Genomic DNA, 18058 nt, shown 5'->3' with positions numbered 1-18058 from the left:
CCCCCACCCCTCTCGCGCGCCGGCGCCCACGCGTCGCGCTGCTGATGGCGCTGGTCGTCGCCTGCGCGATGGCCATGCTGGTGCAGAACGGCGCCCCGGCCGCCGCCGGCCAGGCCGGGGGGCGGACGGCCGTCGCCGCCGACGAGCCGCGGCCGACCGCCGCCTTCACCAATCCGATCGTCAGCCAGAACGGCGCCGACCCCTGGGTCACCTACTACCAGGGGCGCTACTACCACCTCGGCACCACCTGGGCCTCCCACTGGGAGATCCGCAGCGCCACCACCCTCGCCGGCCTCCGCACCGCCAACCCGGTGACGGTCTACCGCGAGACCAACGCCAGCCGCTGCTGCAACTTCTGGGCCCCCGAGCTGCACCGGCTGAACGGCCCCAACGGCACCCGCTGGTACCTCACCTACAGCGCGGGCGTCGCCGCGAACATCGACAACCAGCACGTCCACGTGCTGGAGAGCGCCGGCGACAACCCGCTCGGCCCCTACACCTACCGGGGCCAGGTCGACCCCTACGGCGACAACCGCTGGATGATCGACAGCAGCTACCTGACGATGCCCGACGGGCGGCTCTACCTGCTGTACTCCTTCTGGGAGGGCGGCACGCAGAACCTCTACATCGCGCCGCTCGCCAACCCCTGGACGCCGTCGGGACGCGGCGTCCGCATCTCGAGCCCGACCCACGCCTGGGAGCGGTCGGGGGCCGGGGTCAACGAGGGTCCGGTCATCCTGCGGCGCAACGGCAGGACGTTCCTGGTCTACTCGGCCTCGCACTGCAACACCCCGGACTACAAGCTGGGGATGCTCGAACTGGTCGGCTCCGACCCGATGAACGCCTCGTCCTGGCGGAAGTTCGCCAACCCGGTGTTCCAGCGCAACGACGCGGCCGGCGTCTTCGGACCTGGCCACAACTCCTTCTTCACCTCGCCTGACGGCTCCGAGACGTGGATCGCCTACCACGCCAACTCCTCGGCCTCCGACGGCTGTAGCGGCACCCGCACCACCCGCGCACAGCGCATCTCGTGGAACGCGGACGGCACGCCGAACTTCGGCATCCCGGTGGCGAACGGGGTCTCGTTGTCGGGCCCGTCCGGCGAGTAGCCCCTCGGCTCCCACGGTCGCCCCCACCGATCCCGGCGAGGGCGGCCGAACCGTGTGCGGGACGCGCCGAGGCGGTGTGATCCTCCTCTTAATGAAAATGGTTTCCGTTTGGATAGACTGGCGGCCGGTCGCTGGGATCCTCGGCGCGGATCGGGTACCCGTACCGCGCCCGGTGCCCGTGCTGAACCGGAGAGAGGGAGGTCAGCCATGAAATCCGGAACACACCCCGAGTACCGGCCCGTCGTCTTCCGCGACCGGTCCGCCAGATGCGGCAAGAAGGATGAGGAGAGCTGATGCTGCCGGTCGTCATCGTCGGCGGACTGCACGCCGACGCCCGCCGCACCGCCGTGCGGCGGCTGCTCACGGGGGTGCCGGGCAGCGTCGCCCTGCACCATGACCTGACCGGGGTCGCGGCCACCGGCATGGTTACGCGCCTGGTGCGGGACGCCGGGGCCACGCTGGGCACCGGCCAGACCCCGCTGGTCAACGACTGTGCCTGCTGCGCCTTGCGCGAGGACCTGGTGCCTGAGCTGCTGCGGCTCGCCGAGGACGGCGGGTGCCGGCTCGCGGTGGTCGAGCTGTGGGACTCGGTCGAGGCGCGGTCGATGGCCGAGGTGATCGCCACCCACGGGGCCGGTCGGCTGTTGCTCACCGGCGTCCTCACCGCCGTGGACCCGGCGCTCGTGCTGCCCTACCTGGCCAACGGCGACGATCTGGCCGACGTCGGCCTCGCCACGGCCGGGGCCGACCAGCGGACGGTCGCCGACACCTGGGCGCGGCAGTTGGAGTACGCGCCGACGCTGGCGCTGGTCGGCGGCGACCAGCCGGCGGACGACCTGGACCGGGCGCTGCTCACGCAGTTGCACCCCACGGCCAGACGGGTCCTGGTGGCCGATCCCGAGTTTCCGCGGCTCGCGTCCTCCGGCTTCGATGTTGAGGCGGCGGCGGCCCGGCAGCACCCGGCGAGCGCGCTGCTGCCGCAGGAGGCGGACGAGGCCGGCGTGACCACAGTGGTCTGGCGGCACCGGCGGCCTTTCCATCCGGAGCGGCTGTACACGGCGCTCGAGGAGCTGACGTGCGCGGCGCCGCGCAGCCGGGGCCGGTTCTGGCTGGCCGACCGGCCGGACACGCTGCTCTCCTGGGACGCCGCGGGCGGGGCGCTGTGCGTGGACAACGTGGGGCCGTGGCTGGCCGCGGTGCCGGACGCGGCCTGGGAGATGGCCCCCGCGGTGCGCCGGGTGGCCGCCGCGATGGACTGGGACCCGGAGGTGGGGGACCGGGTGCAGCACCTGGTGTTCACGGCCCCCGGCCTTGACCGGGAGGGGCTGCGGGCGCGGTTGCGCGCCTGTCTGCTGACGGACGCCGAGTACGCCGGCGGCCGGGCGGCCTGGCGGGAGTTGGCGTCCGCGTTCGACGACCTGCTCGATCCCGTTTCGTAGGGAGCGTGACGCACCTCACGGGGCGCGCGGGCCGTGGTGGCTCGCTTGCCCTGCGCTGAACCTATTTCCGGCGGATGCGATGGAACCGGATGCCTCGCCACCTCGTCTCAGCAATGGGACGGACCATTTGTTGTGACGGGGTGGCGACACCCTGTCGTGCACGTGCATTCGCGCGTGCAGATGCAATTGAGCGACGTTAGTATCTGGGTCAGTTGAGTCCCACGCGCCGCATGATGACGCCTGTGACTCCTGTTGCACATCGTTGCACCACGAGCACGACCCGGGAGAGTCCAGTGCCCGACGCGTATAACGGCATTGCCGCGCACGAACTCCGGGACGTCGTGTGGCTCAAGAGCAGCCACAGTAACTCTCAGGGGACCTGCGCGGAATTCGCGAAGTTGCCCAGTGGGGATGTTGCGGTTCGCAACTCCCGATTTCCGGATGGGCCGGCGCTCGTCTACACGCCGGCCGAAGTGGAGGCGCTGCTGCGCGGCGTCAAGGACGGGGAGTTCGACCACCTGATCTCGTGATCGGTGGGTTCGTCGGTTCGAATTGAGCCGTTTTCGAACCGGCGCATTTCGAGCTCAGCCGTTTGAACCGACACCTTTCGAACGACCCGAGACCGTGACCGGTCGGCTAGTGGCCGCCGGTCCGGTCCCGGGTCCCAAGGGGGGTGAGGTCGCTCAGTCGGTCTGGAAGGCGGCCCAGACCACCTTGCCGCGGCCGCCGGCCAGCATCCGCCAGCCCCAGCCGTCGCTGAAACACTCCACGAGGTGCAGCCCGCGCCCCGACTCGGCCGCGCCGTCCATCTCGTCGGACGACCTGGGCAGAGCGCCGCTCGGATCCTGCACCGCGCATATCAGGCGGTGCGCGCACCGCATCAACTCGAGCTCGACCAGCGGCCGGGCGATCGCGACCGGCGCGACCGGAGCCGCTGGCGTGGCCGGACGTCCGTTCGCCTGGGGCGGGACGGTGGGGGACGGGCGCGGCCCGAGGCCGTGCCGCAGCGCGTTGGTGACCAGCTCGGAGACGACCAGGCCCACGGAGTCGAAGTGCTGGGGCAGCCGCCAGCCCTGCAACGTGTTGCGCGTGAAGTCCCGTGCGCGACGCACCGATTCGGGGCGCTGGGTCAGGCCGAGGGTGGCCGTGCCGGAGAGCGTCCGCAGATCTACGGGCGGAAAGGGTTGCCCTAACTGGTCCAGCATGGGCGTTCCTCTGCTCCCCATGGCGCGGCACTCCTGGCGTTGCGGCGGCGGCACTGCTGTCCTCGGAGGCCCGACGTCGTCCGGTCCTCCAACCCCGCCAGGCGCTGTCGGGCGCGGCAGGGCCAAGCTGACGCACCGGTTCCCAGCGCGTAGGGCTCATGCTTCCCAAGGCTTACGGCAAATGCAAGGGCAGATGCACGTGCACGAAAAAATTTGATGGACTGTAATCATGCGCACACCCAATGAGACGCGTTCGTGGCAGACTTCTGCGGTCGGAGGTGGAGGGCAGTGAGTCTCATGAGTTCTCAACGGATGGCGGAGGGCATCGGCGCGGGCGCCACCGGGGTCGCCAGTTCTCCCGAGGGTGCCGGCGGTTCGATGGTGCGACGCATCCTGCTCGGCTCCCAGCTGCGCCGGCTGCGCGAGGCGTGCGGCGTCACCCGGGAGGAGGCCGGCTACTCGATCCGGGCCTCCGAGTCCAAGATCAGCAGGATGGAGCTCGGCCGGGTCAGCGTCAAACCGCGCGACGTGGCCGATCTTCTCACGCTCTACGGGGTGACCGACGAGGCCGAGCGCGAACCGCTGCTCGGCCTCGCCCGTTCCTCCGGGCAGGCGGGCTGGTGGCACAGCTACAACGACGTGCTGCCCAGCTGGTTCCAGACGTACATCGGGCTCGAGGCGGCGGCCGAGCGGATCGCCACCTACGAGCTCCAGTTCGTGCACGGCCTGCTGCAGACCGAGGCGTACGCGCACGCCGTGGTGGTCAGCGGGCACAAGGGGCGGCTGCCGCGCGTCGAGGTGGACCGGCGGATCGCGCTGCGGCTCGCCCGGCAGAAGCTGCTGGTCTCGGAGAGCGCGCCGCACCTGCACTGCGTGCTCGACGAGTCGGCGCTGCGCCGGTACCACGGCGGGCGCGAGGTGATGGCGGAGCAACTGGACGCGCTGCTCGAGTTCGCCGACTACGCGAACATCACCCTGCAGGTGGTGCCGTTCGCCCAGGGCGGGCACGTCGCCGAGTCCGGCGCTTTCACGCTGCTGCGCTTCGCCGAGCGGGAGCTGTCCGACCTGGTCTACCTGGAGCAGCTGACGGGCGCGCTCTACCTGGACAAGCGCGAGGAGGTCGCCGCCTACCAGGTGGTGCTCGACCGGCTCGCCGAGTTCGCGCTCAGCCCCGAGGGCACCCGGGACCTGCTGGCCCGGATGCGCCGGGAGCTCTGAGCCGGCCCCCGGCCGAGGCGCTCACGCGAAGGGGTTCGGCATGCCCTCGGGCAGCACGTCGACGCTGCGTTCGCCCTCGTCCGCCATCACATAGGCGCCGGCGCTCAGCCGGTCGATGAGGCCGCGCGTCCACTCCGCCTGGGTGCGTGAGTTCTCCAGCCACAGCCGCATGACCTCGCCGATGTGCCCCCACTCGGTGGGGGTCTCCCGCGGCGGCATCCAGTGCTTCTCCACCTCTTCACGCCAGCCGTCGAGGGCCGCGACCCGCTCCCGCAGCAGCTCGATCGCCTCCTCGCGGGGCAGGTCGACGATGAGCCCCACGCCCGCGGTCAGCACGTCGATGCGCTGGTCGTGCGCGCGCAGCGACTCCCGCAGCAGGTCGAGATAGGCCTCCTCGCCGGCGTCGGTCAGCTCGTACTCGGTGCGCGGCGGCCCGCCGGCCGGGCTGGGCGCCGTCTCGTGGGCGATCAGCAGCCCCTGCTTCGCCATCTGCTTGAGCGCGTGGTAGATCGAGCCCGGCTTGGCGTTCGACCACTCGTGCGCGCCCCAGAACTCCAGGTCGTTCCGCACCTGGTAGCCGTGCGCCCGACCGTGCTGGCGCACCGCGCCCAGCACCAGGAGCCGAATGACCGACATCGGCTGCCGCCCTTCCGCTTGTGTTCCTCGCCGATCTGTGTTCCGTGGCGCAGTCTCTCACCGAGTCGCTAATCAAGTTTGACTACCCCAGGGGTCGGGGCTACTCTCGACCGCCGCCGCTCATCAAATTTGACTAGCTCTCCTACTCGCACCCACCGGGAGGCGCGCGTGCCCGATCACGCGATCCTGACCGAGGACCTGACCAGGGTCTACGGCCGGGGACCCAACACCAAGACCGCCCTGGCCGGTCTCGACCTCGCCGTCGAGCCCGGCACCGTGCACGGCGTGCTCGGCCCCAACGGAGCCGGCAAGACCACTGCCGTCCGCATCCTCACCACCCTGCTGCGGCCCACCGGCGGCCGGGCCGTGGTGGCCGGCCACGACGTGGCCCGCCAGCCCGACCAGGTCCGCTACCGCATCGGGCTCCTCGGACAACACGCCGCGCTGGACGAGGAGTTGAGCGGCCGGCAGAACCTGGAGCTGTTCGGCCGGCTCTACCACCTCGGCGGTCGCGGCGCCGCCCGCCGCGCCACCGAACTGCTGGAGCGCTTCGACCTCGCGGACACCGGCGGCCGGGCCGTCGGCCAGTACAGCGGCGGCATGCGCCGCCGGCTCGACCTGGCCGCCAGCCTGATCACCAGGCCCCGGGTGCTCTTCCTCGACGAGCCCACCACGGGCCTCGACCCGCGCGGCCGCACCGAGGTGTGGGGGGCCGTCCGCTCGCTCACCGGTGGCGGCACCACCGTGCTGCTCACCACCCAGTATCTGGAAGAGGCCGACCAACTCGCCGACCGCATCTCGGTGATTGACCGCGGCCGCCGGATCGCCGAGGGCACCGCGGACGAGCTCAAGGCGCTGATCGGCGCCGACCGCATCGACGTCGTCGTGCGGCACCCGGCCCGGCTCGCCGAGGCCGCGGCCGTGGTCGGCATGGCGGCCCGCGCCGCCGAGACGCACACCGACCCGGACCGGCGGCTCGTCAGCGCGCCCGTCACCGACCGGATGGCCGCCCTGGCCGAGACCGTGCGCGCCCTGGGCGCCGCCGGCATTGACGCCGAGGACATCGCCCTGCGCCGCCCGACGCTCGACGAGGTCTTCCTCCACCTGACCGGCGACCCGACCGACAACCCCGCCGAGGCCCCGGCCGACACCACCCGCGACCGCTCGGAGGCGTCCGCGTGACCACCACGGCTTCCCCTATCGCGCCGCCCATGGGCCGGCTGACCCGAGCCGTCACCGACTCGATCACCATGACCCGCCGGGGCCTGGCCCACTGGGTCCGCCAACCCGGCACCGTCGCCACCGGGTTGCTCTTCCCGGTGATGATGCTGGTGATGTTCGCCTACTTCCTCGGCGGCGGCATGGCCATCCCGGGCGGCGGCGACTACACCGAGTTCCTGGTGCCTGGCATGCTGGCGCTCACCATGGCCTTCGGCCTGGAGGCGACCATGGTCGCCCTCACTCAGGACATCAACCGCGGCGTCCTGGACCGCTTCCGGTCCATGCCCATCGCTCCCTCCTCCGTCCTGGTCGGCCGCAGTTTGCTCGACATGATCGAGTCGGCGGCCAGCCTGCTGGTGATGATCGGTGCCGGCCTCGCCATCGGCTGGCGCTGGCACGGCAGCCTCGCCGAGGCCCTGGCCGCCGTGGGCCTGCTCCTGCTGCTGCGCTTCGCCATGCTGTGGGTCGGCATCTACCTTGGCCTGGTCGCCGGCAAGCCGGAGATGGTGCAGGCCGTGCAGATCCTCGTCTGGCCGGTCGGCTTCCTCTCCAACGCCTTCACCTCACCGGACACCATGCCGCGCTGGATGGGGGTGATCGCCGAGTGGAACCCGATGTCCGCCACGGCCGGCGCCGCCCGCGAGCTCTTCGGCAACCGCGGCTGGTCCGGTGACGGTTGGGCCGCCACTCACCCCGTCCTGCTGGCCGTCGCCTGGCCCCTGCTCCTCCTCGCGCTCTGCGCCCCACTGGCCATGCGGCGCTTCTCCCGGCTGAACGACTAGTGCCGGTCCGCCTGGCCCCCGGTCTCCCCGGGGGCTGAGGCGTCCGCCACCAGACCGGCCTCGTACGCCACGATCGCCGCCCGCACCCGGTTGCGAACCCCGAGCCGGGTCAGGACCGTGCTCACATAGGCCTTGATCGTGCCCTCGACGAGATGCAGCCGCCGACCGATCTCCGCGTTGGACAGGCCGGCCCCGATGAGGGCGAGCACCTCCCGCTCCCGCTCGCTCAACTCGGCCACCAACTCCCGCGCGCGGTCCCGCGCGGTCGTCCCCTGCCGCAGCTCGCCGATCACCCGGCGGGCGACCCGCGGCGAGAGACACGCTCCGCCGTCCGCCACGGCGTGCACCCCGGCGATCAGCTCGCGCGGATCGGACGCCTTCAACAGGAAGCCGGCCGCCCCGAGGTCCAACGCCCGGGTGATGTACTCGTCCTGGCCGAAGGTGGTGAGCATGACCACCCCGGTCGCCGGCACCAGCTCCCGCAGCTGCCCCAACGCGGTCAGCCCGTCGGAGCCCGGCATCCTGATGTCCAGCAGCGCCACGTCCGGCCGGTGCCGGCGGGCCAACTCCACGGCCTCCCTGCCGTCCCCGGCCTCCGCCACCACCTCCACCGCCGGATCCGCGGCAAGGATCCCCCTGATTCCGGCGCGGATCATCGCCTCGTCGTCGGCGATCAGGACCCGAACCATCTCACTCACCCCCATCCGTCACCACGCCGCAGCGTGTCCTTGGCCACCAACACCCCGTCCTCGAAGCACAGCCGGAACATGGTCTCCGAGAAGTCCAACAGGTTGTGACCCGCCCGGTAGTACTCGCATTCGGCGCCGGTCGGTATCGGCGGCTCGGCCAGCACCGGCGGCGGCGCGCTGATCGAGTGCGGCAGCACCGACGCGAACTCCGCCCGCTCCTGACCGAGCCGAAGCCGGTCGAACTCGTCCGATCCCAGGGACGTCCGCATCACCGTGACCGTGTAGACCGTGAACAGCGCCACCAGCAGAGCCACCCCGAGCCCCACCGGCACGGCCGAGGCCCGCAGCAAATCCCGCCGCACCCGCCGCCGGGCCGCCACCAGCTCGGCCGGGCCGGCCGCCCGCTCCGCCGGTGTCGCCGCGCTCTCGGGCGGAGTGCGCGGCAGCCGCGCGACAACCTCGAAACCCGATTCCAGCGGCCTGGCCCGCAACGTGCCGCCGGCCAGCCGGACCCGCTCATCGAGACTGATCAGCCCCGTGCCGCTGCCGACCGGCGAGGAGCCGGGCTTGGCGTCGGCCGGCGAACCCGTGTTGGTCACCGCGACGACCGACTCGGCCTCCGAGTGGGCCACCCGGACGGATATGGCCGACCCCGGCGCGTGCTTGACCGCGTTGGTCAGCGCCTCCTGCACCACCCGCCGGGCCGCGTGCCGCAGGACCGGCGCGGCCCACTCCCGGGTGCCGCCCTCCTCGCACAACTCGACCGACACCCCGGAGCGCCGCACCCGCTCCACCAGGTCCGGGATCTCGTCCCCGGTCGGTTCCTCACCCTGCCCGAGCAGCCCGATCACTTCGTGCAGCCGCTCGGTGGCCGCCACCGAGCCCTCGCGCAGCCGCGTCGCCATCACCCGCTGCTCCTCGCTCAGGCCGGGCGACAGCTCGAGCCCCCCGGCCGTCAGGGCCATCAGGCTCAGCTCGTGCCCCAACGAGTCGTGCATGTCCTGCGCGATCCTGGCCCGCTCGAGCAACCTGGCCTGCTTCGCCGCCTGCTCGGCACGCTCCCAGCCCGCACGCAACAGCTCGGCGCGCTGCCGCCACCAGGTGCCGGCCCACCACGGCAGCATGGCTGTGCCGAACTGGGTGACCAGGATGACGATCCAGCCGGTGAGATCGCCCTTCGCGACGGCGTATGTCATCCCGATGGTCGCGGCGCCGGCGAAGGCGTACTCCGCGAGCCACAGGCGTCGCATGTTCCGCCCGGCCAGGAGGCTGAGCAGGACGGCCGCGCTCAGCGGCGCCCCCGGGCTCACCCCGTCCACCACGACGAAGATCCCGAGCACCCCGGCGGCCGTCAGCCCCAGCGCCGGTGCCCGGCGGCTGACCACTCCGCCCAGCACTATCGTCGCCGCCGCCACGCCCGTCGGGAGCGGGCGGGCTCCCTCCGTGTCGAGCGCCAGTGGTGCGAGGAGGATCAGTACAAACCAGGGCTTCATGGCGGGCACGCTAACAAGGGGTCGTCGCTCTGCGTTACTGACGAAAGTCAGGTCATTCCCTGACGATCGACGGCAGCGCCGCGCGGTGCCCCGTTCCTAGCCTCGGCGACATGATCAGCATGCGTGACCTCACGAAGAAGTATGGAGCGAGAACGGCGGTGGAAGCCCTCTCGCTGGAGATCGAGCCGGGCCGCGTCACCGGCTTCCTAGGGCCCAACGGCGCGGGGAAGTCCACCACCATGCGGATGGTGATGGGCCTCGACGCGCCGACCTCGGGCCGGGCCCTCGTGGGCGGCCGGCCCTACGCGGAGCTGCGCCACCCGCTGCGTGCGGCCGGCGCCCTCCTCGACCCGCGCTCCGCGCACCCGGGGCGCTCGGCGCGCGCCCACCTGGCGGGCATGGCCCGCAGCAACGGCATCCCGGCGGCCCGGGTCACAGCGGTGCTCGAGACCGTCGGCCTCGCGGCGGTGGCCGGCCGCCGCGTCGGCTCCTTCTCGCTCGGCATGCGCCAGCGCCTCGGCATCGCGGCCGCCCTGCTCGGCGACCCGCCGGTGCTGCTGCTCGACGAGCCGGTCAACGGCCTTGACTCCGACGGGGTGCGCTGGCTGCGGGAGTTGATCCGCTCCCTCGCCGCCGAGGGGCGCACGGTCTTCCTCTCCAGCCACCTGATGAGCGAGATGCAGGAGACCGCCGACCACGTGGTGGTGATCGGTCGCGGCCGCCTCATCGCGGACGCGCCCATCGCCAGCATCATCGAGCGCAGCTCGCGCAACGCGATCCGGGTCCGCAGCCCGCGCGTCGGCGAGCTGCTCCCGCACCTGGCCAGGGAGGGTCTCACGGTGCGTGCGGCGGACGGCGGGGGCGGCGACGAACTCCTGGTCCTCGGCGGCACCCTGGCCGCGATCGGCGACCTCGCCTTCCGACACGGGGTCCCCGTGCACGAGCTCAGTGAGCGCCGGGCCTCGCTCGAGGAGGCCTACCTGGAGCTGACCGAGAGCAGCGTCGAGTACGGGGAGCGTGAGCCGGCATGAGGGGCGCGATCGCCTTCGAGTGGACCAAGCTGTGGAGCGTGCGCTCCACCTGGTGGAGCCTGGTGGCCGCCGGGTTGCTCACCGTCGCCGCGTCGGTCGTGGTCGGCATGTCGGCCTTCGCCAGCGCGGAGAACGGCTTCGACACCGCCAGGCCGGCGCCACACGCGGTGGCCGACGCGCTGCTTGTCGCCCAGCTCGCCGTCGTCGTGCTGGCCACCCTGGCCGTCACCGGCGAGTACGCCAGCGGATCCATCCGCACCTCGCTGCAGGCCGTCCCGGTCCGCTGGCGCCTGCTGCTCGGCAAGGCGGCCGTGGTCACGGCGGTGGCGGCGGCGCTCGGCGTGCTGCTCAGCGCCCTCGGCACGGCCTGCGCCGCCCCCCTGATGCACGAGTACGGTGAGTTCACGGCCGCCGAAGCCGTGGCGGCCGCGGCCGGCACCGGTGGCTATCTGGCCGCGCTGGCCCTGATGGCCACAGGCGTCGGCACCATGCTGCGCAGTGCGGCGGGCGCGATCACCGGCCTGGTCCTGCTGCAGCTGGCCGTGCCCCAGCTGCTGCGGGCGATAGGTGCCAGATGGCTGGAGGGCGTCGCCGACTACCTCCCGTCGAGCGCGGGCGTGGTGTTGATCACGCAGGACCACGAGCCCTATGGGCCCGGCGTCGCGGTCGGCGTGCTGCTGGCCTGGTCAGCGGCGGCGTTGGCGGCGGGATACGCGGTGCTGCGCGGCAGGGACGCGTAGGGGCGTCCCGGGCTTGCACCTCACGTCACGTGATGGCGCACCGTGGCTCGGGACAGGAAAGGAGACGGACGTGAGCTATTCGGTGGGGCAGGTCGCCGGGTTCGCTCGGGTCACGGTGCGGCTGCTGCACCACTACGACGAGATCGGGCTGCTGGTGCCGGGCGAGCGCACCCACGCCGGTCACCGTCGCTACGGGGACACCGATCTCGACCGGCTGCAGTGGATCCTCTTCTACCGGCAGCTCGGTTTCCCGCTGGAGGAGATCGCCGCCCTGCTCGATGACCCGGCCGCCGACCCGCAGGTGCACCTGCGCCGTCAGCACGCGTTGCTGACCGAGCGGATCGAGCGGTTGCGCGCCATGGCCACGGCCGTCGAACGAGCCATGGAGGCACGGAAGATGGGCATCAGTCTCACCCCCGAGGAGCGGTTCGAGGTCTTCGGGGACTTCGATTCCACCGAGCACGCCGCCGAGGCCGAGCAACGCTGGGGCGACACCGAGGCGTACCGGGAGTCCCAGCGTAGGGCGGCCGGCTACCGGAAGGAGGACTGGCAGCGGATCAAGGCCGAGGGGGACGAGCTGAACGCCCGCTTCGTCGCCCTGATGGACGCGGGCGTGGCGCCCGACGCGGCCGAGGCCGTGGCGGCGGCCGAGGAGCACCGGCTCCAGATCGCGCGGCACTTCTACGACTGCGGCCACGACATGCACACCCGCCTCGGCGAGATGTATGTCGCGGACGAGCGCTTCACCCGCAACATCGACGCCGTGCGGCCCGGTCTCGCCCGCTACCTGCGGGACGCGATCCTGGCCAACGCGGAGCGCCACGCTGGCCGGGCGAATCCACCGGAATGACCTTATGCTGCGGCGGGGGCCTTCCGGAGGGCCCCACGGCGCGTGAGCGAGGAGCAGGATCGGCGTGGGTGGCGAGGAAGCGACGGACCAGGAGTCCGGCTCCGGGTTCACCGTGCCCGAGGGCCTTGAGCTGCCTCCGCCGGAGAGCGACCATCCGAGCTCCGAGTTCGCGGTCCCCGAGGGGCTGACGGTCCCGCCGCGCACCCCGCCGCGCAGCGCCGGATCGAGTATGTGGGGCACCCCTGCCCAGGGGATACCGCGGCTGACCGGCCTGGAGGCCGGCCGCGGCACCTACTGGCAGGACCGGATGCGCAGCATGGTCCGGCTGCCGCTGGCCGAGCGGCCGGCCCCCGAGTACGTGCCTCGCGAGGGGGAAGAGGCGCCGCCCGCCGTGCCCCGGGTGCTCGACCTGACGCTGCGCATCGGGGAGCTGCTGCTGGCCGGCGGCGAGGGCGCGGAGGACGTCGAGGCCGCCATGTTCGGAGTGGTCCACGCCTACGGGCTGGACCGCTGCGAGGCCACGGTCACCTTCACCCTGATCTCCATCACCCATCAGCCGTCGCTGGTCGACGCGCCGGTCTCGCTCAGCCGTACCGTCCGTCGGCGCGGCACCGACTACACCCGACTGGCCGCCGTCTTCCAGCTGGTGGACGACATCTCCTCGGGCGAGGTCTCGCTCGAGGAGGCGTACGGCCGGCTCGCCACCATCCGGCGGAACCGGCACCCGTTCACCAAGTGGCAGCTGACCATCGCCAGCGGCCTGCTGGCCGGCGCCGCAAGCACCCTGGTCGGCGGCACCTGGCAGGTCTTCCTGCTTGCCGCGCTCGGCGCCATGCTCGGCGACCGGCTGGCCTGGCTGGCGGCCAGCCGCGGGCTGCCGGAGTTCTACCAGTTCGCCGCCGCCGCGATGGCGCCGGCGCTGGTGGGCGTCATCTGGGCGGCCGGCCACACCTCCGGCTCCGGCGAGATCCAGGCCGCGGCCATGGTCACCGGTGGCCTGTTCGCGGTGATCCCCGGCCGGGCGCTGGTCGCCGGCGTCCAGGACGGGCTCACCGGCTACTACCTCACGGCCTCGGCCCGTCTGCTCGAGGTGGTCTACCTCAGCGTCGGCATCGTCTGCGGGGTGCTCGCCGTGCTGTACGTGGGTGAGACCTCGGGCGTCAGCCTGGAACCCGAGGTCCTCCAGCGGGCCACCCGCCCCGGCGTTCAGCTGGCCGCCGCGCTGTTGCTCTCGCTCACCTTCTGCGTGCTGCTCCAGCAGGCCCGCCACACGATCATCCCCGCCACCCTCAACGGCGGCGTCGCCTGGCTGATCTACGGCGCCATGCACGATACGGCGGGCCTCTCGCCGTTCGCGGCCACCGCCGTCGGCGCGGGCATGGTCGGCCTCTTCGGCCAGCTCGAGTCCCGCTACCGGTTCACCTCGTCACTGCCCTACGTCACCGCGGCGATCGGCCCGCTGCTGCCCGGTGGCGCGGTCTACCTCGGCCTGCTCGGCTTCGCCCAGGGCAACGTGGACGCCGGCATCGAGAACCTGCTCACCGCGATCACGCTGGCGCTCGCCATCGCCGTCGGGGTGAACCTGGGCAGCGAGATGGCCCGGTTGTTCATCGGAACGCCCGGGCTCACCACGCCGATTGGCCGCCGCGGCGCCAAGCGCACCCGCGGCTTCTGAGTCCTCGTAGGCTCAGTGGGCCAGCTTCAGGCCCACCACGCAGCCGACGATGCCGACGAGCAGCGCCACCTTGAGCAGCGACGCCGGCTCGCCCTCGAAGGCCATCCCGTATCCGGCGGTCAGCGCTGCGCCGATGCCGACCCACACCGCGTACCCGGTGCCCACCGGCAGGGTCCGCAGCGCCAGCGCGAGGCCGGTCATCGACAGTGCCAGGCCGACCGCGAAGACCACGGTCGGCAGCGGCTTGCTGAACCCGTCGGACCTGCCGAGCGCCGTCGCCCAGACGGCTTCCAGAACGCCGGCGACCACGAGAAGAATCCACGCCATGACGGACACGACTCCCCGCGCCGTCTTGTCGTGGGGCTGGGTACGGCGCACCTCGTCCAGGAGCCGGTCTTGGCTCTGACCTCAGCCTCTCACAACGGCCCCGCTCCCGGACGGCGCATCAGTGGTGGCCCTCGCCGGCGTCCGCCGCGCGCTTGAACGAGGCCTCGATCTCGACCTCCGCCTCGGCCCGGCCCACCCAGTTGGCGCCCTCGACCGACTTGCCGGGCTCCAGGTCCTTGTAGACCTCGAAGAAGTGCTGGATCTCGAGCCGGTCGAACTCGCTGACGTGGTGGATGTCGCGCAGGTGCTCCATCCGCGGGTCGGACGCGGGCACGCACAGCAGCTTGTCGTCGCCGCCGGCCTCGTCCCGCATCCGGAACATGCCGATCGCCCGGCACTGGATCAGACAGCCGGGGAAGGTGGGCTCGTCGAGCAGCACCAGCGCGTCCAGCGGGTCGCCGTCCTCGCCGAGCGTCCCCTCCACGAAGCCGTAGTCGGCCGGGTAGACCGTCGAGGTGAAGAGGTGGCGGTCCAGACGGATGCGTCCGGTCTTGTGATCCACCTCGTACTTGTTCCGCGAACCCTTCGGAATCTCGATGGTGACGTCGAACTCCACTGGGGACTCCTTAACCGATCTATGCACGCGACAGGTGGTTAAGTGTCCCTCACGGGGATGTCTGCTCGCGAAAGGGGCTGGTCCGTGGTGCGCAGGGCGGCCGAGAGGCTCGAGGTGGTGCTGCGGTTCCTCCGCGCCAACCTCCGGGAACACCAGGCGATTTGGCGCCTCGTCGCCGCCGCCGGCGCGGCCGGCCTGGCGATTGCCTCGGTACTCGTCGCCCTCGCCGGCCCCTGGGACTCGGGCCGGCGCACCGCCGAGCGCGCCCAGGCGACCGCCGCCGACGCCCGGCGCGACGCGGACGCCGCGGAGCGCGTCGCCGGCACCGTGCCGGGGGCGCGGCCGGTCCTCGTGCCGTTGGAGGGCGAGGGCGACGAGCCCGCCGCCGCCGTGGTGGAGCGCGTGCTGCGGCCGGTGCTGCGCGACTCGGCGCTCGGCGAGGACGTCGCCGCGGCCGTCATCGACCTGTCCACGGGCGACTCCCTCTACGCCGACCGCGCGGGCACCAGCCGCGCCCCCGCCTCCACCGTCAAGATCATCACCGCCGTGGCGGCCCTCGACGCGCTCGGCCCCGACCACCGGCTCGCCACCACGGTCCGCTGGGACGAGGAGCGGCAGAGCGTCGTTCTGGTCGGCGGCGGGGACCCCACCCTCACCGCCGACGACCTCGAAGAGCTCGCCGGGGACACCGCCCGCGCCCTGGCCGACCGGGGCCTCACGGCCGAGGAGGTCGTCTACGACGTCTCGCTCTACCCGCGCGAGCAGCGCCACCCCATCGGAGTAAACGACAACATCGCGATCATCACCCCCCTCCAGCTGAACGAGGGCCGCCTCGACGACAGCACCCGGGGCCCCGCGCCCCGCGCCGAGAACCCGGCGGCCGCGGCCGCCACCGCCTTCGCGACGGCCCTGGCGGACGCCGGCGGCATCGGGGCCGAGGCCGTCGAGGGCCGTGAGCCGGCCAGGCGCGCCGCCCCCGAGGCCGCCGAGGAGCTGGCCGTCCACCGCTCCGCGCCGACCTCCTCGTTGGTCGAGCGGATGTTGATCAACAGCGACAACGACCTGGCCGAGGCGCTGGCGAGGCACACCGCGATCGCCAGCGACCAGCCGGCCGACTTCCGCGGCGCGAGCCGCGCGTTCACCGCCCGGCTCGAAGCGCTCGGGCTGCCCCTGGACGGTGCCCGGCTGGTCGACGCCAGCGGCCTCGACCGTGAGGGCCGGGTCACCGCCGACCTGCTCACCAGGGCCCTGTCCGTCGCCGCCGACCCCGAGCGCCCCGAGCTGCGGGCCGCCCTCACCGGGCTGCCGGTGGCCGGCTTCTCCGGCACCCTCTCCGAGCGGTACGCGGACGGCGAGACCGGCTCGGTCGGCGCCGGGCTCGTGCGGGCCAAGACCGGCACCCTGACCGGCGTCAACAGCCTGGCCGGCACGGTCGCCACCGGCGAAGGACGGGTGCTCGGCTTCGCCTTCCTCGCCTCCGGCACGACCGACCCGCGCGCGGCCGAGGCCGCGCTCGACGAGGCCGCCACGGCCCTGGCCACCCTGGCCGACTGACCGCCGGGCCGGGCACCCGGCGTCTGGGCCGCTAGCCGTTGGTTGGGGGGCGCCGTACCGTTGAGGGCATGACCTCACTCGGCGGTACGGACCTGGTCGACTGGAAGCTGGCGGTCTCCACCGCCACCCGAGTGCTGCGTCCCGGCCCCGAGGTGAGCCGGGAAGAGGCCCGTTCCGTCGTCGCCGAGCTGCGCCGGCACGCCGTCGCCTCCGAGCGGCACGTGCGGGAGTTCACCGAGCTTGACACCGGCGGGGTGGACACGCCGGTGCTCGTCGTCGACCGGCCGGGCTGGGTCAGGGCCAACGTGGCCGGGTTCCGCGAGGTGCTCGCCCCGCTGATGGCCCGGATGCGCGAGCGGCGGGCCGCGGTGCCCGGCGGGACCGCGCTCACCGCGATGGGCAGCAAGGTCACCGGCGTCGAGGTCGGCATGCTGCTCGGCTTCCTCTCCTCCCGGGTGCTCGGCCAGTACGAGACCTTCGCGCCCGCCGGGCCCGAGCTGCCCGGCGCCGGGACCGGCCGGCTGCTGCTCGTCGCGCCCAACATCGTCCACGTGGAGCGCGAGCTCGACGTGCACCCGCACGACTTCCGGCTCTGGGTCTGCCTGCACGAGGAGACGCACCGCACCCAGTTCACCGCTGTGCCGTGGCTCCGCGACCACCTGGAGAGCGAGATCCAGTCCTTCCTGGCCGAGGCGGACGTGGACCCGGCCACCCTGGTCGAGCGGCTGCGGCGGGCCGCGCAGTCGCTCGGCGGCCGGGCGGCCGAGGAGCAGGCCGATGCGGAGCGCGGCGACGGGCCGAGCATCGTTGACCTGGTGCAGACCCCGCGTCAGCGGGAGATCCTGGAGCGCCTCACCGCCGTGATGTCGCTGCTCGAGGGGCACGCGGACTACGTGATGGACGGCGTGGGGCCTGCCGTGGTGCCGTCCGTCGCCGAGATCCGCGAGAAGTTCACCCGGCGCCGCCAGACCGGCGCCGGCCGGCTCGACCGGGCGCTGCGGCGGCTCCTCGGCCTCGACGCCAAGCTGCGGCAGTACCGGGACGGCGAGCGGTTCGTCCGCACCGTCGTCGACGAGGCGGGCATGGCCGGCTTCAACCGCGTGTGGACCTCGCCGAACACGTTGCCCACCAAGGAGGAGATCTCCCACCCCGAACGGTGGATCGCCCGGGTCGGGCCGGGGCCCGCGTAGGGCCCGGCCAGTGGCCCTGATCGCCGCCAAACGCCCCGAAATCACCCGTACGAGGGACCGTGGCGGCAATGCCGGGCGTGCGATGCTCGGGTAACAAGCCTCCTCTGTCACCATTTACGCACTCAGCGTGACAGCACCTCCCGAGCTCCCCGCAGAAAGAAGTGATTCGGATATGGGTCCCCACCCCTCGGTCGCCGCGATACGCCTGGCGGTCCGCCGCGTGCTGCACGACATCCTCGAAGAGGCGTACGCCCCCACCGGGTGCTCGCCACCATCCCAGTCC

Annotated in this window: 18 protein-coding genes, 1 pseudogene and 1 riboswitch; of the genes and pseudogenes, 13 read left to right on the top strand and 6 right to left on the bottom strand. The window is 72.6% G+C overall.

The genetic code is table 11. The features are described 5' to 3' along the window. Window positions 1-44: 44 nt before the first annotated feature. From E1265_RS17725 to E1265_RS17715, 3 genes are all read left to right on the top strand, one after another. Window positions 45-1109, top strand: a complete 1065-nt coding sequence (locus E1265_RS17725) for a glycoside hydrolase family 43 protein (protein WP_132931285.1) — start codon at window positions 45-47, stop codon at window positions 1107-1109. 293 nt (window positions 1110-1402) lie between these two features. Beyond that, entirely contained in the window at window positions 1403-2548 is a 1146-nt protein-coding gene (locus E1265_RS17720; protein ID WP_132931282.1) for a GTP-binding protein, read from the top strand. Between the two features lie 293 nt (window positions 2549-2841). Further along, a complete protein-coding gene (locus tag E1265_RS17715; RefSeq protein WP_132931281.1) occupies window positions 2842-3078 on the top strand; it encodes a DUF397 domain-containing protein in 237 nt (78 codons plus the stop codon). A 153-nt stretch (window positions 3079-3231) separates the two neighbouring features. Here E1265_RS17715 and E1265_RS17710 read toward each other — a convergent pair whose 3' ends face one another. Next, on the bottom strand, window positions 3232-3753 hold the full coding sequence (locus tag E1265_RS17710) for an ATP-binding protein (protein WP_243740888.1): 522 nt from the start codon (window positions 3751-3753) through the stop codon (window positions 3232-3234). 378 nt (window positions 3754-4131) lie between these two features. Here E1265_RS17710 and E1265_RS17705 point away from each other — a divergent pair, with 378 nt between their 5' ends. Further along, window positions 4132-4971 (top strand): helix-turn-helix transcriptional regulator, encoded by an 840-nt coding sequence (locus E1265_RS17705; protein WP_132931284.1) that lies wholly within the window; start codon window positions 4132-4134, stop codon window positions 4969-4971. Window positions 4972-4992: 21 nt separating this feature from the next. Here the strand turns inward: E1265_RS17705 and E1265_RS17700 are convergent, their stop codons facing one another. Then, window positions 4993-5607: a PadR family transcriptional regulator gene (locus E1265_RS17700; RefSeq protein ID WP_132931279.1), complete on the bottom strand. Its 615-nt coding sequence runs from the start codon at window positions 5605-5607 to the stop codon at window positions 4993-4995. A 183-nt stretch (window positions 5608-5790) separates the two neighbouring features. On the opposite strand from E1265_RS17700, the gene E1265_RS17695 reads away from it, so the two are divergent. Both E1265_RS17695 and E1265_RS17690 read left to right on the top strand, forming a co-directional pair. Continuing rightward, window positions 5791-6789, top strand: coding sequence for an ATP-binding cassette domain-containing protein (locus tag E1265_RS17695; RefSeq protein ID WP_207931118.1), 999 nt, complete (start codon window positions 5791-5793; stop codon window positions 6787-6789). Window positions 6790-6818: 29 nt separating this feature from the next. After that, window positions 6819-7610 carry an ABC transporter permease gene (locus E1265_RS17690; protein ID WP_132931277.1) on the top strand — a complete coding sequence of 264 codons (792 nt, stop codon included), beginning with the start codon at window positions 6819-6821 and terminating at the stop codon, window positions 7608-7610. On the opposite strand, the gene E1265_RS17685 is transcribed toward E1265_RS17690, so the two are convergent. Both E1265_RS17685 and E1265_RS17680 read right to left on the bottom strand, forming a co-directional pair. Further along, a complete protein-coding gene (locus E1265_RS17685) occupies window positions 7607-8299 on the bottom strand; it encodes a response regulator transcription factor (RefSeq protein ID WP_132931283.1) in 693 nt (230 codons plus the stop codon). The genes E1265_RS17690 and E1265_RS17685 overlap by 4 nt on opposite strands. Window positions 8300-8304: 5 nt before the next feature. Beyond that, entirely contained in the window at window positions 8305-9792 is a 1488-nt protein-coding gene (locus tag E1265_RS17680) for a histidine kinase (protein WP_132931276.1), read from the bottom strand. Between the two features lie 110 nt (window positions 9793-9902). Here E1265_RS17680 and E1265_RS17675 point away from each other — a divergent pair, with 110 nt between their 5' ends. The 4 genes from E1265_RS17675 to E1265_RS17660 all read left to right on the top strand — a co-directional run bounded on the left by E1265_RS17675 (window position 9903) and on the right by E1265_RS17660 (window position 14088). Next, window positions 9903-10823, top strand: coding sequence for an ATP-binding cassette domain-containing protein (locus E1265_RS17675; RefSeq protein ID WP_132931275.1), 921 nt, complete (start codon window positions 9903-9905; stop codon window positions 10821-10823). Beyond that, a complete protein-coding gene (locus E1265_RS17670) occupies window positions 10820-11563 on the top strand; it encodes an ABC transporter (protein WP_132931274.1) in 744 nt (247 codons plus the stop codon). Before E1265_RS17675 ends, E1265_RS17670 begins: the two co-directional genes overlap by 4 nt. A 70-nt stretch (window positions 11564-11633) precedes the next feature. After that, window positions 11634-12413, top strand: coding sequence for a MerR family transcriptional regulator (locus E1265_RS17665; RefSeq protein WP_132931273.1), 780 nt, complete (start codon window positions 11634-11636; stop codon window positions 12411-12413). Between the two features lie 64 nt (window positions 12414-12477). Beyond that, window positions 12478-14088: a threonine/serine exporter family protein gene (locus E1265_RS17660; RefSeq protein WP_243740887.1), complete on the top strand. Its 1611-nt coding sequence runs from the start codon at window positions 12478-12480 to the stop codon at window positions 14086-14088. 12 nt (window positions 14089-14100) lie between these two features. On the opposite strand, the gene E1265_RS17655 is transcribed toward E1265_RS17660, so the two are convergent. Both E1265_RS17655 and E1265_RS17650 read right to left on the bottom strand, forming a co-directional pair. After that, the gene (locus tag E1265_RS17655) at window positions 14101-14415 is read right to left on the bottom strand and encodes a multidrug efflux SMR transporter (RefSeq protein WP_132931271.1); all 315 of its coding nucleotides are present in this window, start codon (window positions 14413-14415) and stop codon (window positions 14101-14103) included. Between the two features lie 14 nt (window positions 14416-14429). Then, window positions 14430-14494, bottom strand: a riboswitch (guanidine-III (ykkC-III) riboswitch). 39 nt (window positions 14495-14533) lie between these two features. Then, a complete protein-coding gene (locus E1265_RS17650; RefSeq protein ID WP_132931270.1) occupies window positions 14534-15031 on the bottom strand; it encodes an inorganic diphosphatase in 498 nt (165 codons plus the stop codon). A gap of 57 nt (window positions 15032-15088) precedes the next feature. Here E1265_RS17650 and dacB point away from each other — a divergent pair, with 57 nt between their 5' ends. From dacB to E1265_RS17635, 3 genes and pseudogenes are all read left to right on the top strand, one after another. Continuing rightward, window positions 15089-16585, top strand: a complete 1497-nt coding sequence (gene dacB, locus E1265_RS17645) for a D-alanyl-D-alanine carboxypeptidase/D-alanyl-D-alanine-endopeptidase (RefSeq protein WP_132931269.1) — start codon at window positions 15089-15091, stop codon at window positions 16583-16585. A gap of 68 nt (window positions 16586-16653) precedes the next feature. Then, entirely contained in the window at window positions 16654-17775 is a 1122-nt protein-coding gene (locus E1265_RS17640; protein WP_132931268.1) for a zinc-dependent metalloprotease, read from the top strand. A 172-nt stretch (window positions 17776-17947) separates the two neighbouring features. Further along, window positions 17948-18058: pseudogene (locus E1265_RS17635) on the top strand (tRNA lysidine(34) synthetase TilS); the annotation flags it as partial.

It is taken from the genome of Streptomyces sp. 8K308 (assembly GCF_004348315.1).
Classification (GTDB): Bacteria; Actinomycetota; Actinomycetes; order Streptomycetales; family Streptomycetaceae; genus Streptomyces.
Note: the sequence above shows the minus strand (reverse complement) of the source record. Positions and strands in the feature narration are given on the sequence as shown.